Here is a 16882-nt window from a genome sequence, read left to right on the forward strand (position 1 = left end):
GGTGTCGGTATCGGTGTCCGTGTCCGTGTCCGTGTCCGTGTCCGCGTCGGTGTCGGTGTCGGTATCCGTGTCCGTGTCGGTGTCCGTGTCGGTGTCCGTGTCCGTGTCGGTGTCGGAATCGCTGTCCGTGTCCGTATCGCTGTCCGTGTCGGTGTCGGTGTCGGAATCGGAGTCGGTATCGCTGTCCGTGTCCGAATCGGTATCGCTGTCCGTGTCCGTGTCGCCGTCGGAATCGCTGTCGGAGTCGGAGTCCGAATCCCCACCCGAGCCCCCCGCGGACTCGAGCCCTGCGCACGACGCCGACACGAAAAGACAAAGAAGAAGGAGCGCGCTCGTCTTCATGACCACCTCACAGTAGGACGAACATACTACCACTTATCGCTCGGCCTCGCGACGGCCACGGATGTCGGTCGCCGGGGTCACACGTACGTCTGCGGATAGGTCGCGCGGAACGACGCGACGATCTCGTCGTACGGGAGATCCTCGAACGCGCCGCGCTGGTTCACGTACTCCATGTGCCGGTTCTCGCGCAGATCGAACTCGTGGAAGATCGCGTCCGAGCGGCCGTCGAACTCGATCGGCCGGACGCCGTGGCGCGCGCACAGCGCCCGATCGAACGCCGGCGTCGCCTTCACCCAGCGATCCTCGAGGCGCATCTCCGCCAGGCCGTGCCAGATGAACACGTCGGTTTGCATGCGCGCGGCGAGCTCGGGTGTCGTCAGGTGGTTGCGGACGTCCGCGAACCGCAGGAGCGCCGGGATCCCCGCCGTGCGGCACGCCGCGACGAGCAGCACCGCCTTCTCGATGCAGAAGCCGTTCCCGCGCGCGAGCGTGGCCGAGGCGACGAGCTCGTCGCGCCGGAGGGCGAGGCGGGTCAGGAGCTTGTACTCGATCTCGTCGCGCACCGCGTAGAACAGGGCGACCGCCCGCTCGACCGGGGTCGCGGCGCCCGCAGTCCTGTCGCGGACGAACGCCGCCACCGCCGGCGAGCCGCTGTCGATGAAGCAGGTCGGGGCGAGCGCCGCTTCGCCCGCGCCGAGCGCGGCACGCCCATCGGGAACGGCCTGACCCCGCGAGGTCATTCGATCGGGATCTCGACGTCGTTGATCTCCGCGGCGCCGCCGCCGGCCGCGTAGCCGTAGGAGGCGTCGCGATCCGTGCCCCAGACGGTCAGGCCGAACGGCAGCTCGCTCGACGCGGCGTGCTGGCTCGTGTCGCAGTCCGCCACCTCGTCCACGCCGCCCCGGTACAGGGTGACGTGAGCGATCTCGTACCGGCCGTCGTCACCGACCGGGGACCATCCCGTCACCGTGCCGAGGCACGCGATCTCGACGTCGGCGAACCCGGCATCGCCCTTGACCCGGACGAGCGACACGCCCGTGATGCCGTAGGTCGGATCGGTGAAGAACGTATAGCTCGTGAAGAACTGCGCCGGCGGCACGAGCACGATCCAGTCGGTGTCGCCCTGCCCGCCCGGCTCGCAGAACCACCCGCCGTCGAAGCAGCCGCCGATGCAAGCGCTGATGTCGCCGGACATGTACTGGGTCAGCGAGAACGGGTGGTCGGCGTCCTGCGACCGCACGGCGAACCAGTCGCGCGTCTGGAACTCGACGACCTGCCCCTCGTCGAGGGCCGCGGGCGCGCCGCTCGGCGCCGCCGGATCCCAGACGAGCGCGGTCCCGTCCGCGACGCCGGTGAGCCTATACAGCACGCTCTCCTCGAGGAGACTCGCGAGGCGCGTCGGGATCCCCGCGCCGACGTAGTCGACACCCAACGCCTTGATAGGCGGGATCTGCTGGTGCGTGGAGTCCTGCGGGCCGCCGCTCCCGTTGTCGGCCGTGGCGACGGTGAGGTACGTGTCGCCCGTGTACACGCCGATCGGCTTGTCGCTGTCGAGGATCGCGCCGCTGAAGTTGCCGCTCGTGCTCGAGAGCTGGACGTAGTCGCCGCGGTTCAGGCTGTAGACCTTGGTGACGCCCGCCGTCGGGATCTCGATGGTGGACGAGGAGGTCACTGCCGTGTTCGTCAAGATCTGCACGTTCGTGCCGTCGTCGCGCGCGACGAACAGGATCCACTCCTGCATGCTGCTCGCGTGCGCGGCGAGCGCGAGGTAGTTCACGCCCCACGACGTGCTCGGGAAGATGAGCGACGCGGAGGGCAGGTAGCTCAGGGCGCCGCCGTACGGGAGGATGTCGTAGAGGGAGATCGGGACGTCGCTCTCGAGCTCGAACGCGATCCCCGAGTCCGATGCGGTGGCCGCGGTGTCGGCGAGGATCGCCGGCTCGACCGGGCACTCGAGCGAGTCGCCGAACGAGGTGATCGTCCCCGGCTCGTGGGAGAGGTACAGGATCGCCACCTGGTGGGGCGGGATCCCGTCGACCGGGATCGGATCGTAGGCCAGCGTGGCCCCGAGCCCGGTCGGGATGCGCGCGTGGGCGTGGGCGTCGTAGCTCGTGCCGTCGCGCGAGAGGGCGAGGACGGCGGGCGAGTCGGAGTTGTTCGCCACCATCACCGCGAAGCAGGCGCCGCGGTACGTCGAGGTGGGGCTCGCGTTCTGGAAGAAGGGCGGCGTCGGCAGCACGAACTCGCAGCCGACGTTGCCCGGGGTGTCGCCCTCGGCGTAAGCCTCGCAGTCGTACGGCGAATCCGTGTCCGAGTCGGAGTCCGCGTCGGAATCCGAATCGGAGTCGGAGTCCGCGTCCGTGTCCGTGTCGGAGTCCGTGTCGGAGTCCGTGTCCGCGTCCGACTGCGACCGCGCTCCGTCCACGCCCTCGCAGCCGCCGAGCACGGGCACAACCCCGAGCCCGAACGAGAGCGCGCACAGCCACAGGAGCCCTTTCCTTCCGCTCATCTTTCCCTCCTCGTCGATTCCGAATCCTCGCCGAGTGTACCACGCAATCGGCGCGTTTCCTCGACCCGAACCCCTGCTATCATACCGGCCGCACGACGCGAGGAACGCACCTTGAGCGACGACGTCGAGACCATCATACGGCGCCTCGGCCTCCGGCCCCACCCGGAGGGCGGCTACTACCGCGAGACGTTCCGGGCGCCGCTCGTCCTCGACGGCCTGCCCCACGGCGCGCCACGGAGCGCGTCCACGGCGATCTATTTCCTCCTGCCGGCCGGGACGTTCTCCGCGTTCCACCGCGTGCGCTCGGACGAGGTGTGGCACCACTACGACGGCGGCCCGCTCGCGCTCCACATCATCCGCGACGACGGCGCGCTCTCGACGATCCGGCTCGGGTGCGATCTCGCGGCCGGCGAGACGCCGCAGGCGGTCGTGCCCGCGAACGCCTGGCAGGCCGCGGAGCCGCTGGGGCGCCGGTTCGCCCTGTGCGGCTGCACCGTCGCGCCGGGCTTCGACTTCGCGGACTTCGAACTCGCGGATCGCGGCGACCTCACGGCGCGCTTCCCGGCGCACGCGGAGCTCGTCGCCCGCCTCACCCGCGGCTGAGCCGCGGGAATTACCTTCTGGAGAATCCTCCCGGCGCGAGCTATAGTCGGCGCCGTTCGTTCACCCCACAACGAGGACGGAGGCCGCCATGATCCGAGCGACGAGGACCATCCTGATATCATCCGCCATCCTGGCCGTGGCGACCGCGTGCGGCGGCGCCAAGGCGCCCGCTCCGGCGGCCGAGGAGGCGGTGGCGGTGTCGCCCCTCGCCGGCGTGTGGAAGCTGAACCTCGGCAAGTCGTCGATCCCCGCGGAGATGGCGCCCGTGGAGATGACGATGACCGTCGAGGTGGAGGGCGATCGCATCCGTGTCAGCGAGGAGTCGATGCAGGCGAGCGGGGATATCCAGACCGTGACCGTCGACGCGGCGTTCGACGGCGCGGCGCACCCGGTGGACGGCTCGCCGACGATCGACACGGCGACCTACAAGCTCGTCGATCCGCGCACGCTGGACATCGTCGACAAGAAGGCCGGCAAGATCGTCATGAAAGAACACTTCGTCGTCGCCGAGGACGGCGCCACGATGACGAATTTGATGACGAAGAAGGACGGCACCGAGATCGGCACCGCGCTCTACGAGAAGTGATTCGCGAATAACGCTCCGCCTTTACTTGCCGCATCGCACCCGCCGCGCTAGCTTTTCTCCAACACCGAGGAGGAGCTCACGATGAGACGCGACGACGACATCCTTCTGGGGCGCAGGGACGCGCTCAAGCTCGGCCTGGGCGCGGCCGCGGCGCTCGGCGCTATCGGGCTCACCCGCGGCGCCGGGGCGGCGCCGGCGCAGGGGCTGGCGGCAGGCGCGGGCGCGGCGGCGCTCACGGGCCCCGGCCACGTGGTCGAGGTCCACAAGCCCGGCATGCGGGGGCGCCTGTTCCCGTACCCGGACGCGGCGCGCGAGGCGGTGCACAAGGCGGTGACGACCCTCGCCGGCGAGGGCGACCTGGGCCGCGCGTTCGGGAAGTTCGTCTCGCCCGAGGATCGCGTGGGGATCAAGATCAACGTGCTCGGCGGGCGCCTCGCCTCCACGACGAAGGAGATCGCCGACGCGATCGTCGAGGGCGTGCGCGCGGCGGGCGTGCCGGACGCGAACATCATGATCTTCGATCAGTTCGGCGGCAACATGCGCGGCGCGCGCTACGTCTGGCAGGAGAAGCCAGGCCAGCTCCGCGTGATCAACCACGAGGTGCTCGGCTACGAGGACGCGCTGACGACGTGCGAGGGCGGCGGCAGGGGCAGGCTCGCGAAGACGCTCACCTGGTGCACCGCGGTGATCAACGCCCCGGTGCCCAAGGATCACGACACCGCCGGCGTGACGTGCGCGATGAAGAACATGGTGTTCGGCTGCGTGGAGCGGCCCCCCATGATGCACCAGCAGATCCACACCGCGCTGCCGCACTTCTACGCGCTCGACGCGATCCGCGGGCGCGTGCGGCTCGTCGTCTGCGACGGCTCGTTCTGCCTCTACGACGGCGGGCCCAAGCACAACCCTTCCGCCAGCGTCACGCACGATCGCGTCTACGCCACCACCGATCCCGTCGCCATGGACACGATCGCGCTCGAGATCGTCGAGAAGTACCGCGCCGAGAACGGGCTGAAGACGCTCGCCCAGGTACGGCGCCCCGCGACCTACCTCGCCCTCGCCGAGGAGATCGGCCTCGGCGTCGCGGATCGCGGCCGCATCCGCCTCGAGCGGATCGAGCTCCCCCCGTACACCCCGGCCTCTTGAGCCAGAGATGTCCCGCTCGCGGCTCGTGCCGGACGAGCGGGACGTCTCATAAGTAACGTGAATCGACTAAATCGTGGGCCGAGTCGGCGACCGTTTACCTGAACAGCGGAGGCTGAACGGGCGACGGCAGCGGCAGCGGCAGCGGCTTGGCCTTCGGCTTCTCAGAGACTACTTTTTTTTTTGCCACCTTCTTGGGGGCTTTCTTGACGGCCTTCTTGGCGACCTTCTTCTTCGCCGGAGCCTTCTTGGCGACCTTCTTCTTGGCCACCTTCTTCTTGGCGACCTTCTTCTTCGCCGGGGCCTTCTTGGCGACCTTCTTCTTGGCCACCTTCTTCTTGGCGACCTTCTTCTTCGCCGGGGCCTTCTTGGCGACCTTCTTCTTCGCCACCTTCTTCACGGACTTCTTCACGGTCTTTTTGGCCGGTTTGGCCTTTTTCGCGATAGCCATTTGGAACCCTCCCTGTTGGCTGACCTTGACTCGGATTATGTTGGCTAATCTCCGAGCTGTCAACATAAAAAAACCCGAATTTAGGCATAATTTATAGCACTATTAGGCGACATTACCTCTAATTGACGCTTAATTAGTTCTCAAGATTCGAAAATCAGTAGTTATTTCAATTATATACAAGCCCACCGGAAGAGCCTCTGTTTCCTGCAACAGGTAGGGACTTTTAACCTTTTCCTCGCCCGGTCATCGGTCACGCCCTCTGGGAAAAGTAGTCGAGAAGTCGATTTCCGATGAGCGATCGCTCGGATTCGGGTCATCGTAGGTCGGAACGATGCCTGACCGGGCGTTCCGCTGAGGGATAGTCAAGGTATACGTATTGAAAAAGAGCGGTGCAAAGGTATAGTGCTGCGGAGCTGAAAGGCGCGCCGTGTGCGCCTCGGGAGAACCTCATGAGCGACGACGAAAACGACACCCCGAATCCGGGCGACGACGGGTCCGCGCACTACGGTGCCGAGCAGATTACCGTCCTCCACGGCCTCGAAGCGGTGCGCAAGCGGCCGGGCATGTACATCGGCAACGTCGAGTCGCCCGACGGGCTCCACCACATGGTGTACGAGGTCGTCGACAACGCGATCGACGAGCACCTCGCCGGCTTCTGCAACCTCATCCGCGTCGTCATCCACTTCGACGGCAGCGTCTCCATCGAGGACAACGGCCGCGGCATCCCGACCGGGATGCACGAGGAGGAGGGGCGGTCGGCGGCCGAGGTCGTGATGACCACGCTCCACGCCGGCGCGAAGTTCAACGACGAGTCGTACAAGTACTCCGGCGGCCTCCACGGCGTCGGCGTCTCGGTCGTCAACGCGCTCAGCGAGTCGCTCACCATGGAGATCTGGCGCGACGGCCTGAGCTGGTACCTGGAGTTCGAGCGCGGCGCGCCCAAGGCGCCGCTCAAGCAGGTCGGGCCGACGAAGAAGCGCGGCACGCGCGTCACGTTCAAGCCGGACGCGGAGATCTTCCCGTTCACGGAGTTCTCGTTCGAGACGCTCTCCACGCGGCTGCGCGACCTGTCGTTCCTGAACGCCGGCGTGCGCATCGTCATCGTCGACGAGCGCGTCGAGGATCAGCGCCACGACTTCCACTACGAGGGTGGCATCAAGTCGTTCGTCGAGTTCCTCGGCCGCAACAAGACGCCGGTGCACGAGGAGGTGATCGCGTTCTCCGACAGCCGCGACGAGATCGTCGTCGAGGTGGCCCTGCAGTGGAGCGACTCGTACCAGGAGCACATCATGTGCTACACGAACGCGATCTTCAATCGCGACGGGGGCACGCACCTCACCGGCCTGCGCGCGGCGCTGACGCGGACGCTCAACGCCTGGGCCGTCGAGAACAAGCTCATCAAGGCGGACAAGGAGGGCTTGAGCGGCGAGGACGTGCGCGAGGGGATCACCGCGGTCATCGCGATCAAGCACCCGGATCCGTCGTTCAACAACCAGCCCAAAGAGAAGCTCATCAACAACGAGGTCAAGGGGATCGTCGAGAACGTCGTCAACGACAAGCTCGGGCGGTTCTTCGAGGAGAACCCGCGCGTCGCGAGGCTCATCCTCGAGAAGGCGGTGCTCGCGAGCCGGGCGCGCGAGGCGGCGCGCAAGGCGCGCGAGATGGTGACGCGCAAGGGCGTCCTCGACGGCGGCTCGCTGCCGGGCAAGCTCGCGGACTGCCAGTCGAAGGATCCCGCGGACTGCGAGATCTACATCGTCGAGGGCGACTCGGCCGGCGGCTCGGCCAAGCAGGGGCGCGATCGCAAGTTCCAGGCGATCCTGCCGCTGCGCGGCAAGATCCTGAACGTCGAGAAGGCGCGCCTCGACAAGATGGTCGCGTCGGAGGCGATCGCGAACCTCATCACGGCGCTCGGCACCGGCATCGGCGACGAGACGTTCAACTTCGACAAGCTGCGGTACCACAAGATCATCATCATGACCGACGCCGACGTGGACGGCGCGCACATCCGCACGCTCCTGCTCACCTTCTTCTTCCGGCACATGCGCGGGCTCATCGAGCGCGGCCACCTGTACATCGCGCAGCCGCCCCTGTACCGGGTCCGCAAGGGCAAGCGCGACGTCTACATCAAGGACGAGAACGCGTTTCGCGAGTTCCTCGTCTCGGCGAGCGCGGACACGATCGCGCTGCTCGACGACAACGGCGAGCCGCTCGCGGCCGAGCGCACCGAGGAGGCGATCCGGCTCTCCATGGCGCGCCGGCAGGTGCTCGAACGGATCGAGCGGTTCACGGACACGCGCATCGCGTCGGCGCTGTGCGCGGCGGACCTCGGGCGCGCGGACCTCGACGACATGGCCCGGCTCGAGGCGAAGCTGCGCGAGGTGAGAAGGCTCGTCGGGGCGGACGCGAACAGCGTGGCGGCGATCCCGGACGACGCCCACGGCGGCGCCAGGATCCGCGTCGTCACCGGCAAGAACGGCAACACGCGGATGCTGGAGTTCGATTTCGACTTCTTCTCGTCGCCCGAGTACCGCGACCTCCTGCGATCGCGGGATCGCGCGGCCGGGTTCGGGGCCGGGCCGTACACGGTGCGGAGGGGAGAGGAGCGCGTCGCGATCCAGACGCTCGACGAGCTCTGGCCGCTCGTCGACCACGCGGTGCGCCAGGGGCTCGGCATCCAGCGCTACAAGGGGCTCGGCGAGATGAACCCGGAGCAGCTCTGGGACACGACCATGAACCCGGACACGCGAACGCTCCTGCGGGTCACGCTCCAGGACTTCACCGAGGCGGACCAGATCTTCTCCATCCTCATGGGCGATCAGGTCGATCCGCGCCGCGAGTTCATCGAGGCGAACGCCCTCGCGGTGAGAAACCTGGACATCTGAGGCGCGCTCTCAGTCGAGCCACTCCGGGCAGCCGTGATCCGGATCGCTCGTGAGCATCTCGCGCCACTGCTCGTCGGTGAGGCGGTCGGTCATGTCGTGCTCGAACTCGTGGTAGGTGAACGCCGGCCCCACGGCCACGCCCCACTGGCCGCCGGGGAGCCGATGCGCCACGGCCACGTAGTCCAGGTAGCCCGAGCCGACCTCGAGCACGACCGCCTTGGCGGGCCAGGTGTGCACGTCGGCGACGAGCGTCGTCTTGAGCCGGTCCGGATCCGGCTCGTGCGCGTCGTCGTAGAGGCCGAGCCCGTCGAGGAGCCCGTTCTCGAGCGCGGAGATCGTCGCGCCGCTGCCGCGGATCCACCAGACGTCGGACGACGACAGCGCCCCGCCCTCGAGCTCGACGACCGAGATCTCCTTGGCCCGGGAGAGGAAGTCCGTCATCTGCTCGAGCGCGCTCAGCACCGCGCCGGACTCGTCGCTGAGGAGCTCGTCTCCTATGGCCAGGGCTTCGAGCCTGCGGGTCGCGGCCTCGAGGCGCGCGTACACCTTGGGCTGCGGCTCGACGTACTCGAAATCGTAGTCGGTGTCGGCGTCGGTGTCGGAGTCCGTGTCGGCGTCCGTGTCGCCCGTGTAGCTCTGCTTCACGTACAGGATCGTGTCGTGCCGCAGCTCCGCCCACGACGTGAGCCCGGTCTCAAGGCTCTTCTTCTCCCACGCGCCTGTGCGCATGAACGCGGGCGCGCCGGGATCGACGTCCTCGAACAGCCCCTCGAGGGCGTACAGCCACGTCCACGCCACGGACAGCCCCCACCTCTCGAGGTCGAAGCCGGAGAACTCGGCGACGAGCTCGCCCAGCTTCTCCGGGTAGCCCGCGTACGAAGCGAACCTCTCCGCCGCCAGCTGTTGGGCGAGCGCATTCCCGAGCACGGACGCCACGTCGATGCCGGAGGGCAGCCCGCGGCAGACATCCCAGTCGCCTCCCGCCCAAGCGGACTTGCAGACGCAGCGGGTCTCGGCCGGCGTGAGCGTCTCGGGATCGGTGTTCGCCGTGATCCCGCAGTCGGCCAGCGCGAGCTCGTAGCCCTCGGCGTCGGTCGTCTGGCTGGCGCCGACGTTGCCGAAGACGAGCTGGCCCATGGCATAGCTGTCCGGCAGGTACACCTGGCCGAGCAGCCGCAGCCCCTTGGTCGCGGAGCCGACGTCCGCGAGCGCGTTCAGGAACCCGGACAGGATCTCCGGATCATGGAGCTCGTCGACCGCCGCGTGGATCGGCTCGAGCGCGCCGGCGCCGTCGAGCGCGTCCAGGGTGAACGCCCCACCCATCGCCTGCACGACCGCGGCGTCCACCTCGGCGGCGTTCAGATCGTCCATGCTGCCGACGAAGGCGCCGATCGCGCGCATCGCCTGCCGCCAGATGTCGGCCGCCGGGATCGTCTCGCTCTCGAGCTCCACCTCGGCGTCCTTCAGGCTGTCGATGAGCACCACCGCGCCGCGGGTCGACTGATCGGATCGGTTGAGGAACGTCGCCCGGCCGAGCCACATCACGGCGCGGAAGTAGCGCTCCAGCTCCTCGTTGTAGGTGTAGTGGCCGCGCGGCTTGTACTGGGAGTAGTCCTCGCAGTAGCGCTCGCCGCACGGAACGTAGACCTGATCCTCTCCGCTGCCCTCGTACCACCCGCACGCGCCGTTCTCCGGGCTCGCGGCGCACGGATCGCACTCGACGCACTCCGGATCTCCGGCCGTGGAGTACTCCGGGCGATCGAAAAGGGGAGACCTCACGGCGGGCACGAGCTCCCCGTCGATCCAGAGCCCGAGGTCGGTCACCTGCTGGATCTCCTCCTCGGCGACGCCCCAGACCTCCATGACCCGCGCCGACCCCGGCTCCATGAGCGACTCGGCGACCTGCAGGTACGCCACGACGTCGAGCGCCGCCTCCTTCGTCGGCCCGGCCGGGAGCGCGTTGTACCGCTTCGCGGCCTCGGCCTTCGCCTCCCCGAGCATGGCGAGCACGCGCGGCCGCAGCGTCTCGAGCTCCACGCCGAGCAGGACGTTGTCGTAGAAGTTGTGGAACGTGTTGAACACCGCGTCCGACGTGAGGAGCACCCCGGGCTTCTCGGCGCCGCTCGCGACCGCCGTGAGCGCCTCGGCCATGAGCTCCGCGCTCGACACCGTGAGGCGCCGTGCGACGCCGTCCGCGCGCAGCTTCTCCTCGAGCTCGCCCGCCGCGTAGCCGACGAACCAGCCGGCCTGCTCCGCCTCCAGGATCTCGACCCCCGCGTCGGGGAGCTCCTGATCGCCGAGCGCCGGAGTCACCGCCGGATCGAGATCCTCGAGCGGCGGCATGTCGGCCTTCGGATCCGGCAGCGGCGTCGGGTCGAAGTCGAGATCCGTGGTCCCGAACGAGGCGATCGGCACGAGATCCCCTTCGACATCCGTGTCGGTGTCCGAGTCCGAAGAGCCGCCGGGCTCACCGCCGCCGTCGTCGCAGGCCGTCGCCGCCGCGAGACCGAGCGCCGCGAAGGCAGCCATCCAGATTCGCATCGTTGCGGAGCTCAACATCGTTCCCTCCCCTGGCTCGTGGGCCGCCACGTCGCCGGCCCGGGTTGCCGCCTCGATTGTGCAACGCTCGTGCCAATCGCGCCAGCCGATCCCCCGACCCCGATTCCCCCGGCTTCCCTGGCGCGGAAACGCTTCGTCTTCGGAAGCAGCTGCGCCACTTTGTGCCACGTCCGACGCTCCGGGCTTGGCGTCCGTCCGTTTTGCGCTTAATTGTCACCTTGGGGGCTGGAGGGCGATTCCGGATGAAGGCGTCCGTCGGGGAGATGATACGGATGAGCGTGGCGCTCGCGCGCAGCGCCATCCTGCGGCCGCGGCCGTTCCTGCTCTACCTGAAGCCCACGGCGCGCTGCGACCTGCGCTGCGCGATCTGCAACCGCTGGCAGGAGTCGAGCTCGAGCGAGGAGGAGCTCTCCCTCGAGGAGATCAAGGGCGTGCTCGCGAAGTTCCGCGCGGCGGGCGCCCAGATCGTCACGCTCTGGGGCGGCGAGCCGACGCTGCGCCGGGATCTGCCCGAGATCCTCGCCGAGGCGAAGCGGCTCGGCATGCGCACGTCGATGTGCACGAACTGCAACTCGCTCGCGAAGAAGGCGGACGCGGTGCTGCCGAACCTCGACACGCTCCTGTGCTCGCTCGACGGCTACGGCGAGGCGCACGACGCGCAGCGGGGCGTGCCGGGGCTGTTCGATCGCGTGCTCGCGGCGCTCGCGGCGGCGCAAAGGTTCCCGCACCTGCGGCTGAAGATCTGGGCCACCGTCCACTCCCGGAACGCCGGCCAGCAGGAGCGGCTCGCCCAGCTCGCCCGGGAGCACGGCGCCTGGATCGAGTTCTTCCCCGTGTCGCCGATCCCCGGGTACAACAACGAGACGGTGCCGGACGCGGCGATGCTCGCCGAGGTGTTCGCCGAGATCGCGCGGCTGAAGCGGGCCGGCTACCCGGTCTGGAACGCGGATCGCGTGATCGACAAGATGGCGCGCGGCGCGTCTTTCAAGTGCAACTTCGGGCACGCGGCGATCCACATGGATCACAAGGGGACGGTCTACTCCTGCGAGGATCCGGCCGGCACGCCGATCCACGTCTGGGGCCCGCACGCCGGGATCGACCTCGAGGAGCTGTACGCCTCCGCCGAGTTCCAGGCCGTCGCCAGGCGGCTCGAGACGTGCGGCCGCTGCAGCCTGCCCTGCGTCGTCGAGCTCGCCGACAACCTCACCGCCGACCTCGCGAGCATGTTCGTGCAGTCGGTGACGCGCTGAGCCGGATCAGATCTCCGCGAGGACGCCTTCGCGCACCGCCGCCCGCGCGCGCTTCAGCCGCGACTTCACCGCCCCCGCGGTCATGCCGAGCTTCTCCGCGAGCTCGCCTATCGGGATCTCGTCGACGTCGTGGGCGAGGAGGAGGCTCCGGTTCGGCTCCTCGAGCGCGTCGATCCCGCGCCCGAGCCGCGCGAGCCCCTCGAGCAGCTCGAGCTTGAGCTCCTGATCCGCGGCCGACGCGGCGGCGGGCGCGTCGGCGTCGAGCGGCACGTTGAACGCCGGGCTGTTCTTGCGGCCGCGCCGGAGCCGCGAGCAGGCCGAGACGACGATCCGGCGCAGCCAAGGCTCGATCGGCGCGTCGCCGCGGTAGGTGCCGAGGTTGTCGAGCGCCGCGACCATGGCGTCCTGGAAGGCGTCGGCGCCGCGCTCGCGATCGCCGCAGGTGAAGATCGCGAAGCTCTCGAGCCGCCCGGCGAAGCAGGCGACGACCTGGGTGAACAGCGACTCGTCCGCCGTCGCCTCGCGCACCGCCTTCGCAAAGTCCGGGCAGTCCCCGCGCCTCGTCTCGTTCGTTTCCGCCGTCATGCCGCCGGCCTCGCGAGGGCGACGCTGCCGAGCAGCGCGATCTGCAGCCCGACGCCCACGACCCAAGAGAGCCCGTTGCTCGCCCAGATGAGCGCCATCGAGCCCTCTGCACCGAACCCGCCGAATCCGTCCATGTGCCCTCCTCACTCGTCCTTGTGCTTCTCGTGGTTCCCGGGATCGCCGTCGCGCTCGAGCGTACCAGAACCCGGGCGCCGCGCGAACGTGCGGACTCACTTGCCACGCCTGGAAGATCTGCGGTATTTTACATTTCCGCGTGCGGAATGACGCTGCAATGGAACAACGAGGCCCTGGCGACCGCCACCCTGCGGTTCGCGCTCAACGCGTCGCGGGACGCGGCGCTCCTCGATCTCGTCGGTTCGCCTATCGCCGTCTTCGACGCGCGGGAGATCCTCTACGTCAACGCGGCGCTGTGCGACGCCCTCGGGCGCGGGGCGAGCGAGCTGAGGGGAACGTCGTTCGCGGCGTGGCTCGCGGACGAGAGCGCGGACAAGATCGCGCCGATCCTGGACGGCGCGGCTCGGCTCCACGACTCGGGCGAGCGGTGCGATCTCCACCTGCGCGGCGACGGCGGCGCGCGGCGCTGGGTGAGCTGCAGGCTCGCGACCGCCTCCTGGGACGGCGCCCCGGCGCTCGCGGCGTTCTTCACGGATCTCGAGAGCCGGATGCGCAGCCGCGCCGTGGAGGAGCACCTGCGCCAGTCGCAGAAGATGGAGGCGGTCGGGCGGCTCGCCGGCGGGATCGCCCACGACATGAACAACCTGCTCGGCGCGATCATGGGGTTCGCGTCCGTGATCCAGGCCGAGATGTCGCCGGCCGACAGGCTCCAGAGCGACGTCCGGCAGATCCTCGAGAGCTGCAAGAAGGGACGCGACCTGACGCTCAACCTCCTCGGCTTCGCCCGGCGCGGCAAGTACCGGATGGAGCAGTTCACGCTGAACGATCGGGCCGTCGAGGTGGTGAAGCTGCTCAAGAGCTCGATCCCGAAGAAGATCCGGATCGAGACCCGGCTCACCTCAAGGCCCCTGCCCGTCTACGGCGATCCCTCGCAGATCCACCACGCGATCATGAACCTCTGCCTGAACGCGGTCGACGCCATGTACGGCTCGGGGACGCTGATCGTCTCCACGGACTCGGTGCTCGTCGAGGACGGCGCGTCCTACTCTCCCGATCTCGCGCCGGGGCGGTACGCGCGGCTCCGGATCACGGACACCGGCGCGGGCATGGAGCCCGGGGTGATGTCCATGGCGTTCGAGCCGTTCTTCACGACGAAGCCGCTCGGCCGGGGCTCGGGGCTCGGGCTGTCGATGGTGTACGGGACCGCGGTGAACCACGGCGGCGCGGTGCTCCTCGAGAGCGCGCCCGAGCAGGGCACCGTGGCGACGCTGCTCCTCCCGCCGTGCGCGTACGAGTCCGAGTCGGTGCGCGTCGCGACCGAGCGCCGCACGCCGTCCGACGCCGCGCGGGCCACGGTGCTGCTCGTCGACGACGAGGGGATGGTCCGCCGCGCCGGCCAGCGGCTTCTGGAGAAGCTCGGGTACCGGGTGCTCGTCGCAGAGGACGGGCTCGCCGCGGTCCGGACGTTCGCGGCCAAGCGGGACGAGATCTCCGCGGTGATGCTCGACCTCATCATGCCGGTCATGGACGGCGCCGAGACGCTCGCCAAGCTGAAGGAGATCGATCCGACCGTGCCGGTGCTGCTCGCGTCGGGCTACAGCCACGAGGAGCAGGCCGACGAGCTGCTGAAGAAGGGCGCGAACGGCTTCATCCAGAAGCCGTTCGACCTCGCGACGCTGCGGTCGCGGATGGCGGAGCTGCTGGCGTGATCAGATCTCGGTGATCTCCTTCTCCTTGGCGGCGACGATCCGGTCCACCTCCACCACCGCGGCGTCGGTCATCTCCTGGATCTTCTTGAGCGCGCGCGCGACGTCGTCCTTGGAGGCGTCCCCGCTGCCCTCCATCTCCTTGAGCAGCGCGTTGCAGTCGCGGCGGTGGTTGCGCATCGCGACCTTCGACTCCTCGGCCTGCTTGTGGACCACCTTGACGAGCTCCTTGCGCCGCTCTTGGGTCAGGGGCGGCACCGGGATGCGGATGATCTCCCCGTCGCTCGACGGGTTCAGGCCGAGCCCCGCGGCCTGGATCGCCTTCTCGATGCCGGAGGCCGACGATCGGTCGAACGGCTTGACCATGATCAGCCGGGGCTCGGGCGTGGAGATCGTCGCGAGCTGGTTGAGCGGGGTCATCGTCCCGTAGTAGTCGACCCGAACCGAGTCGAACAGGCCGGCGTTGGCCCGGCCGGTGCGGACCCGGCTCAAGGCGTGCCGCAGCGACTCGTACGACTTCTCGGTCTCTTCCTTCATCGTCTTGTAGACCTCATCGATCATGGCTCATCCTCCTCGTGCGCGAAGACGGCATTCTACTTTGGGCCCGCCGGGTTGTCGATGGGTGTAGGATCCCGCCATGAAGACGAACACGTTCCCGTTGGAGCCGTCCGTCGAGGAGATCGACCGGATGCTCGACGAGACCCGGCGGCGGATCCTGACGTACTTCACCGAGCTCCCCTCCATGCCGGCGGATCGATCGCGCCTCGGCCTTGCGAAGGCGCTGGCGTCGTCGAGGGATCCGGCGTCCGCGCCCGACGCGCCGCGCGCCCTCGGGGAGCTCCTGGACGAGCTGTTCGCCGAGGTGTTTCCCCTGTCGCTGAACGCGCCCGGGGCCGGGTACATGGCCTACGTCCCCGGCGGCGGGCTCTTCGCCTCGGCGCTCGCCGACCTGCTCGCCAAGACGGTCAACAGGTACGTCGGCGTCAACTTCGCGGCGCCGCTCCTGTCGAAGCTGGAGGCGGACGTCGTCAAGTGGTTCTGCGGGATAGTCGGCTTCCCGGACTCGGCCAAGGGGATCCTGACGACCGGCGGATCGATCGCCAACCTCACGGCCGTGGTCGCGGCCCGCGCGAAGATCCTCGGGGAGGACGTCGCCCGGGGCGTCCTGTACGCGAGCGAGGAGACCCACCACTCGGTCTGGAAGGCGGCGCAGATCGCCGGGATCTTCCCGGGCCGGCAGCGCCGGATCCCGATCACGGACGGGCACGCCGTCGACCTCGAGCGGCTGCGCCGGGCGATCGCCGCGGATCGCGACCGCGGGCTGGCACCGTTCCTCGTGATCGGCAACGCCGGCACCACGGACACGGGGAGCGTCGATCCGCTGCCGGAGCTGCGGGAGATCGCCGACGACGCCGGGCTCTGGCTCCACGTGGACGGCGCGTACGGCGCGTTCTTCGCCATGACCGAGCGGGGCCGGGCGCGGCTGCGCGGGATGGCGGCGGCCGACTCCGTCACCCTGGATCCGCACAAGGGGCTGTTCCTCCCGTACGGCACCGGGGCGCTGCTCGTCCGCGACGGGCGCGATCTCGAGCGGCCGTTCCGCCACAAGGCCGCCTACCTGACCGAGGTGCTCGACGACGGCGCGCTGTGGGACTTCGGCGAGCTCTCGATCGAGCTGTCGCGGGAGGCGCGTGGCGTGCGGGTCTGGCTGCCGTTCCAGCTCTACGGCGCGGGCGCCTTCGCCGACGCCCTGGACGAGAAGCTCGACCTGGCGCTCCACCTCCGCGATCGCCTCGCGGGCGATCCGGACTGCCGGATCCCGCTCGAGCCCGGGCTGTCGCTGGTCGTCTTCCGCTACGAGCCCGCGTCCGTGCCGAAGGAGCGGTGGGACGATCTAAACGAGCGGATCCTCAAGCAGGTGAACGCCCTGAACCGCGTCCACCTCTCGGGGACGACGACCCGCGGCGAGTACGTGCTGCGTGCCTGCATCCTCTCGTTCCGCACGCACCGCGAGCAGATCGACATGCTCGTGGAGGATCTCGAGACCGCGAAGAGGGGATCGGTCTGCGATCTTTCTTCGGATCTCCTATCGGGGTAGGATTCCCCGTCCCGGGCGCCGGGGGGCGCACGA

Annotated in this window: 14 protein-coding genes and 1 pseudogene; 7 read left to right on the forward strand and 8 right to left on the reverse strand. The window is 68.9% G+C overall.

All coding sequences use genetic code 11. The features are described from left to right. The 3 genes from M0R80_15935 to M0R80_15945 all read right to left on the reverse strand — a co-directional run. Nucleotides 1-342, reverse strand: a 342-nt coding sequence (locus M0R80_15935) for a hypothetical protein (protein MCK9461123.1), incomplete at its 3' end; no start/stop codon positions are given. 77 nt (nucleotides 343-419) lie between these two features. Next, nucleotides 420-1082 carry a transglutaminase-like domain-containing protein gene (locus M0R80_15940; protein ID MCK9461124.1) on the reverse strand — a complete coding sequence of 221 codons (663 nt, stop codon included), beginning with the start codon at nucleotides 1080-1082 and terminating at the stop codon, nucleotides 420-422. After that, on the reverse strand, nucleotides 1079-2851 hold the full coding sequence (locus tag M0R80_15945) for an IgGFc-binding protein (GenBank protein ID MCK9461125.1): 1773 nt from the start codon (nucleotides 2849-2851) through the stop codon (nucleotides 1079-1081). Before M0R80_15945 ends, M0R80_15940 begins: the two co-directional genes overlap by 4 nt. A 111-nt stretch (nucleotides 2852-2962) precedes the next feature. Here M0R80_15945 and M0R80_15950 point away from each other — a divergent pair, with 111 nt between their 5' ends. The 3 genes from M0R80_15950 to M0R80_15960 all read left to right on the forward strand — a co-directional run bounded on the left by M0R80_15950 (nucleotide 2963) and on the right by M0R80_15960 (nucleotide 5183). Further along, nucleotides 2963-3454 (forward strand): cupin domain-containing protein, encoded by a 492-nt coding sequence (locus M0R80_15950; GenBank protein ID MCK9461126.1) that lies wholly within the window; start codon nucleotides 2963-2965, stop codon nucleotides 3452-3454. Between the two features lie 88 nt (nucleotides 3455-3542). Further along, nucleotides 3543-4040 carry a hypothetical protein gene (locus M0R80_15955; GenBank protein ID MCK9461127.1) on the forward strand — a complete coding sequence of 166 codons (498 nt, stop codon included), beginning with the start codon at nucleotides 3543-3545 and terminating at the stop codon, nucleotides 4038-4040. Between the two features lie 81 nt (nucleotides 4041-4121). Further along, on the forward strand, nucleotides 4122-5183 hold the full coding sequence (locus tag M0R80_15960) for a DUF362 domain-containing protein (GenBank protein MCK9461128.1): 1062 nt from the start codon (nucleotides 4122-4124) through the stop codon (nucleotides 5181-5183). Between the two features lie 307 nt (nucleotides 5184-5490). Here the strand turns inward: M0R80_15960 and M0R80_15965 are convergent. Beyond that, nucleotides 5491-5571 (reverse strand): annotated as a pseudogene (locus M0R80_15965) (histidine biosynthesis protein HisIE). A 509-nt stretch (nucleotides 5572-6080) separates the two neighbouring features. Here M0R80_15965 and gyrB point away from each other — a divergent pair. After that, complete coding sequence (gene gyrB, locus M0R80_15970) at nucleotides 6081-8516, forward strand: DNA topoisomerase (ATP-hydrolyzing) subunit B (GenBank protein ID MCK9461129.1); 2436 nt, start codon at nucleotides 6081-6083, stop codon at nucleotides 8514-8516. A 9-nt stretch (nucleotides 8517-8525) separates the two neighbouring features. Here gyrB and M0R80_15975 read toward each other — a convergent pair whose 3' ends face one another. Further along, the gene (locus M0R80_15975) at nucleotides 8526-11075 is read right to left on the reverse strand and encodes a DUF3160 domain-containing protein (protein ID MCK9461130.1); all 2550 of its coding nucleotides are present in this window, start codon (nucleotides 11073-11075) and stop codon (nucleotides 8526-8528) included. Nucleotides 11076-11317: 242 nt separating this feature from the next. Between M0R80_15975 and M0R80_15980 the strand changes: the two genes are divergently transcribed. After that, nucleotides 11318-12325, forward strand: coding sequence for a radical SAM protein (locus M0R80_15980; protein ID MCK9461131.1), 1008 nt, complete (start codon nucleotides 11318-11320; stop codon nucleotides 12323-12325). A gap of 6 nt (nucleotides 12326-12331) precedes the next feature. On the opposite strand, the gene M0R80_15985 is transcribed toward M0R80_15980, so the two are convergent. Continuing rightward, nucleotides 12332-12910, reverse strand: coding sequence for an RNA polymerase sigma factor (locus M0R80_15985; GenBank protein MCK9461132.1), 579 nt, complete (start codon nucleotides 12908-12910; stop codon nucleotides 12332-12334). Continuing rightward, a complete protein-coding gene (locus M0R80_15990) occupies nucleotides 12907-13044 on the reverse strand; it encodes a hypothetical protein (protein MCK9461133.1) in 138 nt (45 codons plus the stop codon). The genes M0R80_15985 and M0R80_15990 overlap by 4 nt, the downstream gene beginning before the upstream one ends. A gap of 147 nt (nucleotides 13045-13191) precedes the next feature. Between M0R80_15990 and M0R80_15995 the strand changes: the two genes are divergently transcribed. Beyond that, the gene (locus tag M0R80_15995) at nucleotides 13192-14754 is read left to right on the forward strand and encodes a response regulator (protein MCK9461134.1); all 1563 of its coding nucleotides are present in this window, start codon (nucleotides 13192-13194) and stop codon (nucleotides 14752-14754) included. On the opposite strand, the gene frr is transcribed toward M0R80_15995, so the two are convergent. Continuing rightward, the gene (gene frr, locus M0R80_16000; GenBank protein ID MCK9461135.1) at nucleotides 14755-15312 is read right to left on the reverse strand and encodes a ribosome recycling factor; all 558 of its coding nucleotides are present in this window, start codon (nucleotides 15310-15312) and stop codon (nucleotides 14755-14757) included. A gap of 76 nt (nucleotides 15313-15388) precedes the next feature. On the opposite strand from frr, the gene M0R80_16005 reads away from it, so the two are divergent. Then, a complete protein-coding gene (locus M0R80_16005) occupies nucleotides 15389-16849 on the forward strand; it encodes a pyridoxal-dependent decarboxylase (protein ID MCK9461136.1) in 1461 nt (486 codons plus the stop codon). The last annotated feature ends 33 nt before the right edge of the window (nucleotides 16850-16882 follow it).

The organism is Pseudomonadota bacterium, assembly GCA_023229365.1.
In the GTDB taxonomy this organism is placed as follows: domain Bacteria; phylum Myxococcota_A; class Polyangia; order JAAYKL01; family JAAYKL01; genus JALNZK01.

What these genes read in the sequence shown, in the direction of transcription:
- M0R80_15940 (MCK9461124.1), bottom strand. Translation starts at nt 1,082, where the DNA reads ATGACCTCGCGGGGTCAGGCCGTTCCCGATGGGCGTGCCGCGCTCGGC.
- M0R80_15945 (MCK9461125.1), bottom strand. Translation starts at nt 2,851, where the DNA reads ATGAGCGGAAGGAAAGGGCTCCTGTGGCTGTGCGCGCTCTCGTTCGGG.
- M0R80_15955 (MCK9461127.1), top strand. Translation starts at nt 3,543, where the DNA reads ATGATCCGAGCGACGAGGACCATCCTGATATCATCCGCCATCCTGGCC.
- M0R80_15960 (MCK9461128.1), top strand. Translation starts at nt 4,122, where the DNA reads ATGAGACGCGACGACGACATCCTTCTGGGGCGCAGGGACGCGCTCAAG.
- gyrB (MCK9461129.1), top strand. Translation starts at nt 6,081, where the DNA reads ATGAGCGACGACGAAAACGACACCCCGAATCCGGGCGACGACGGGTCC.
- M0R80_15975 (MCK9461130.1), bottom strand. Translation starts at nt 11,075, where the DNA reads ATGTTGAGCTCCGCAACGATGCGAATCTGGATGGCTGCCTTCGCGGCG.
- M0R80_15980 (MCK9461131.1), top strand. Translation starts at nt 11,318, where the DNA reads ATGAAGGCGTCCGTCGGGGAGATGATACGGATGAGCGTGGCGCTCGCG.
- M0R80_15985 (MCK9461132.1), bottom strand. Translation starts at nt 12,910, where the DNA reads ATGACGGCGGAAACGAACGAGACGAGGCGCGGGGACTGCCCGGACTTT.
- M0R80_15990 (MCK9461133.1), bottom strand. Translation starts at nt 13,044, where the DNA reads ATGGACGGATTCGGCGGGTTCGGTGCAGAGGGCTCGATGGCGCTCATC.
- M0R80_15995 (MCK9461134.1), top strand. Translation starts at nt 13,192, where the DNA reads ATGACGCTGCAATGGAACAACGAGGCCCTGGCGACCGCCACCCTGCGG.
- frr (MCK9461135.1), bottom strand. Translation starts at nt 15,312, where the DNA reads ATGATCGATGAGGTCTACAAGACGATGAAGGAAGAGACCGAGAAGTCG.
- M0R80_16005 (MCK9461136.1), top strand. Translation starts at nt 15,389, where the DNA reads ATGAAGACGAACACGTTCCCGTTGGAGCCGTCCGTCGAGGAGATCGAC.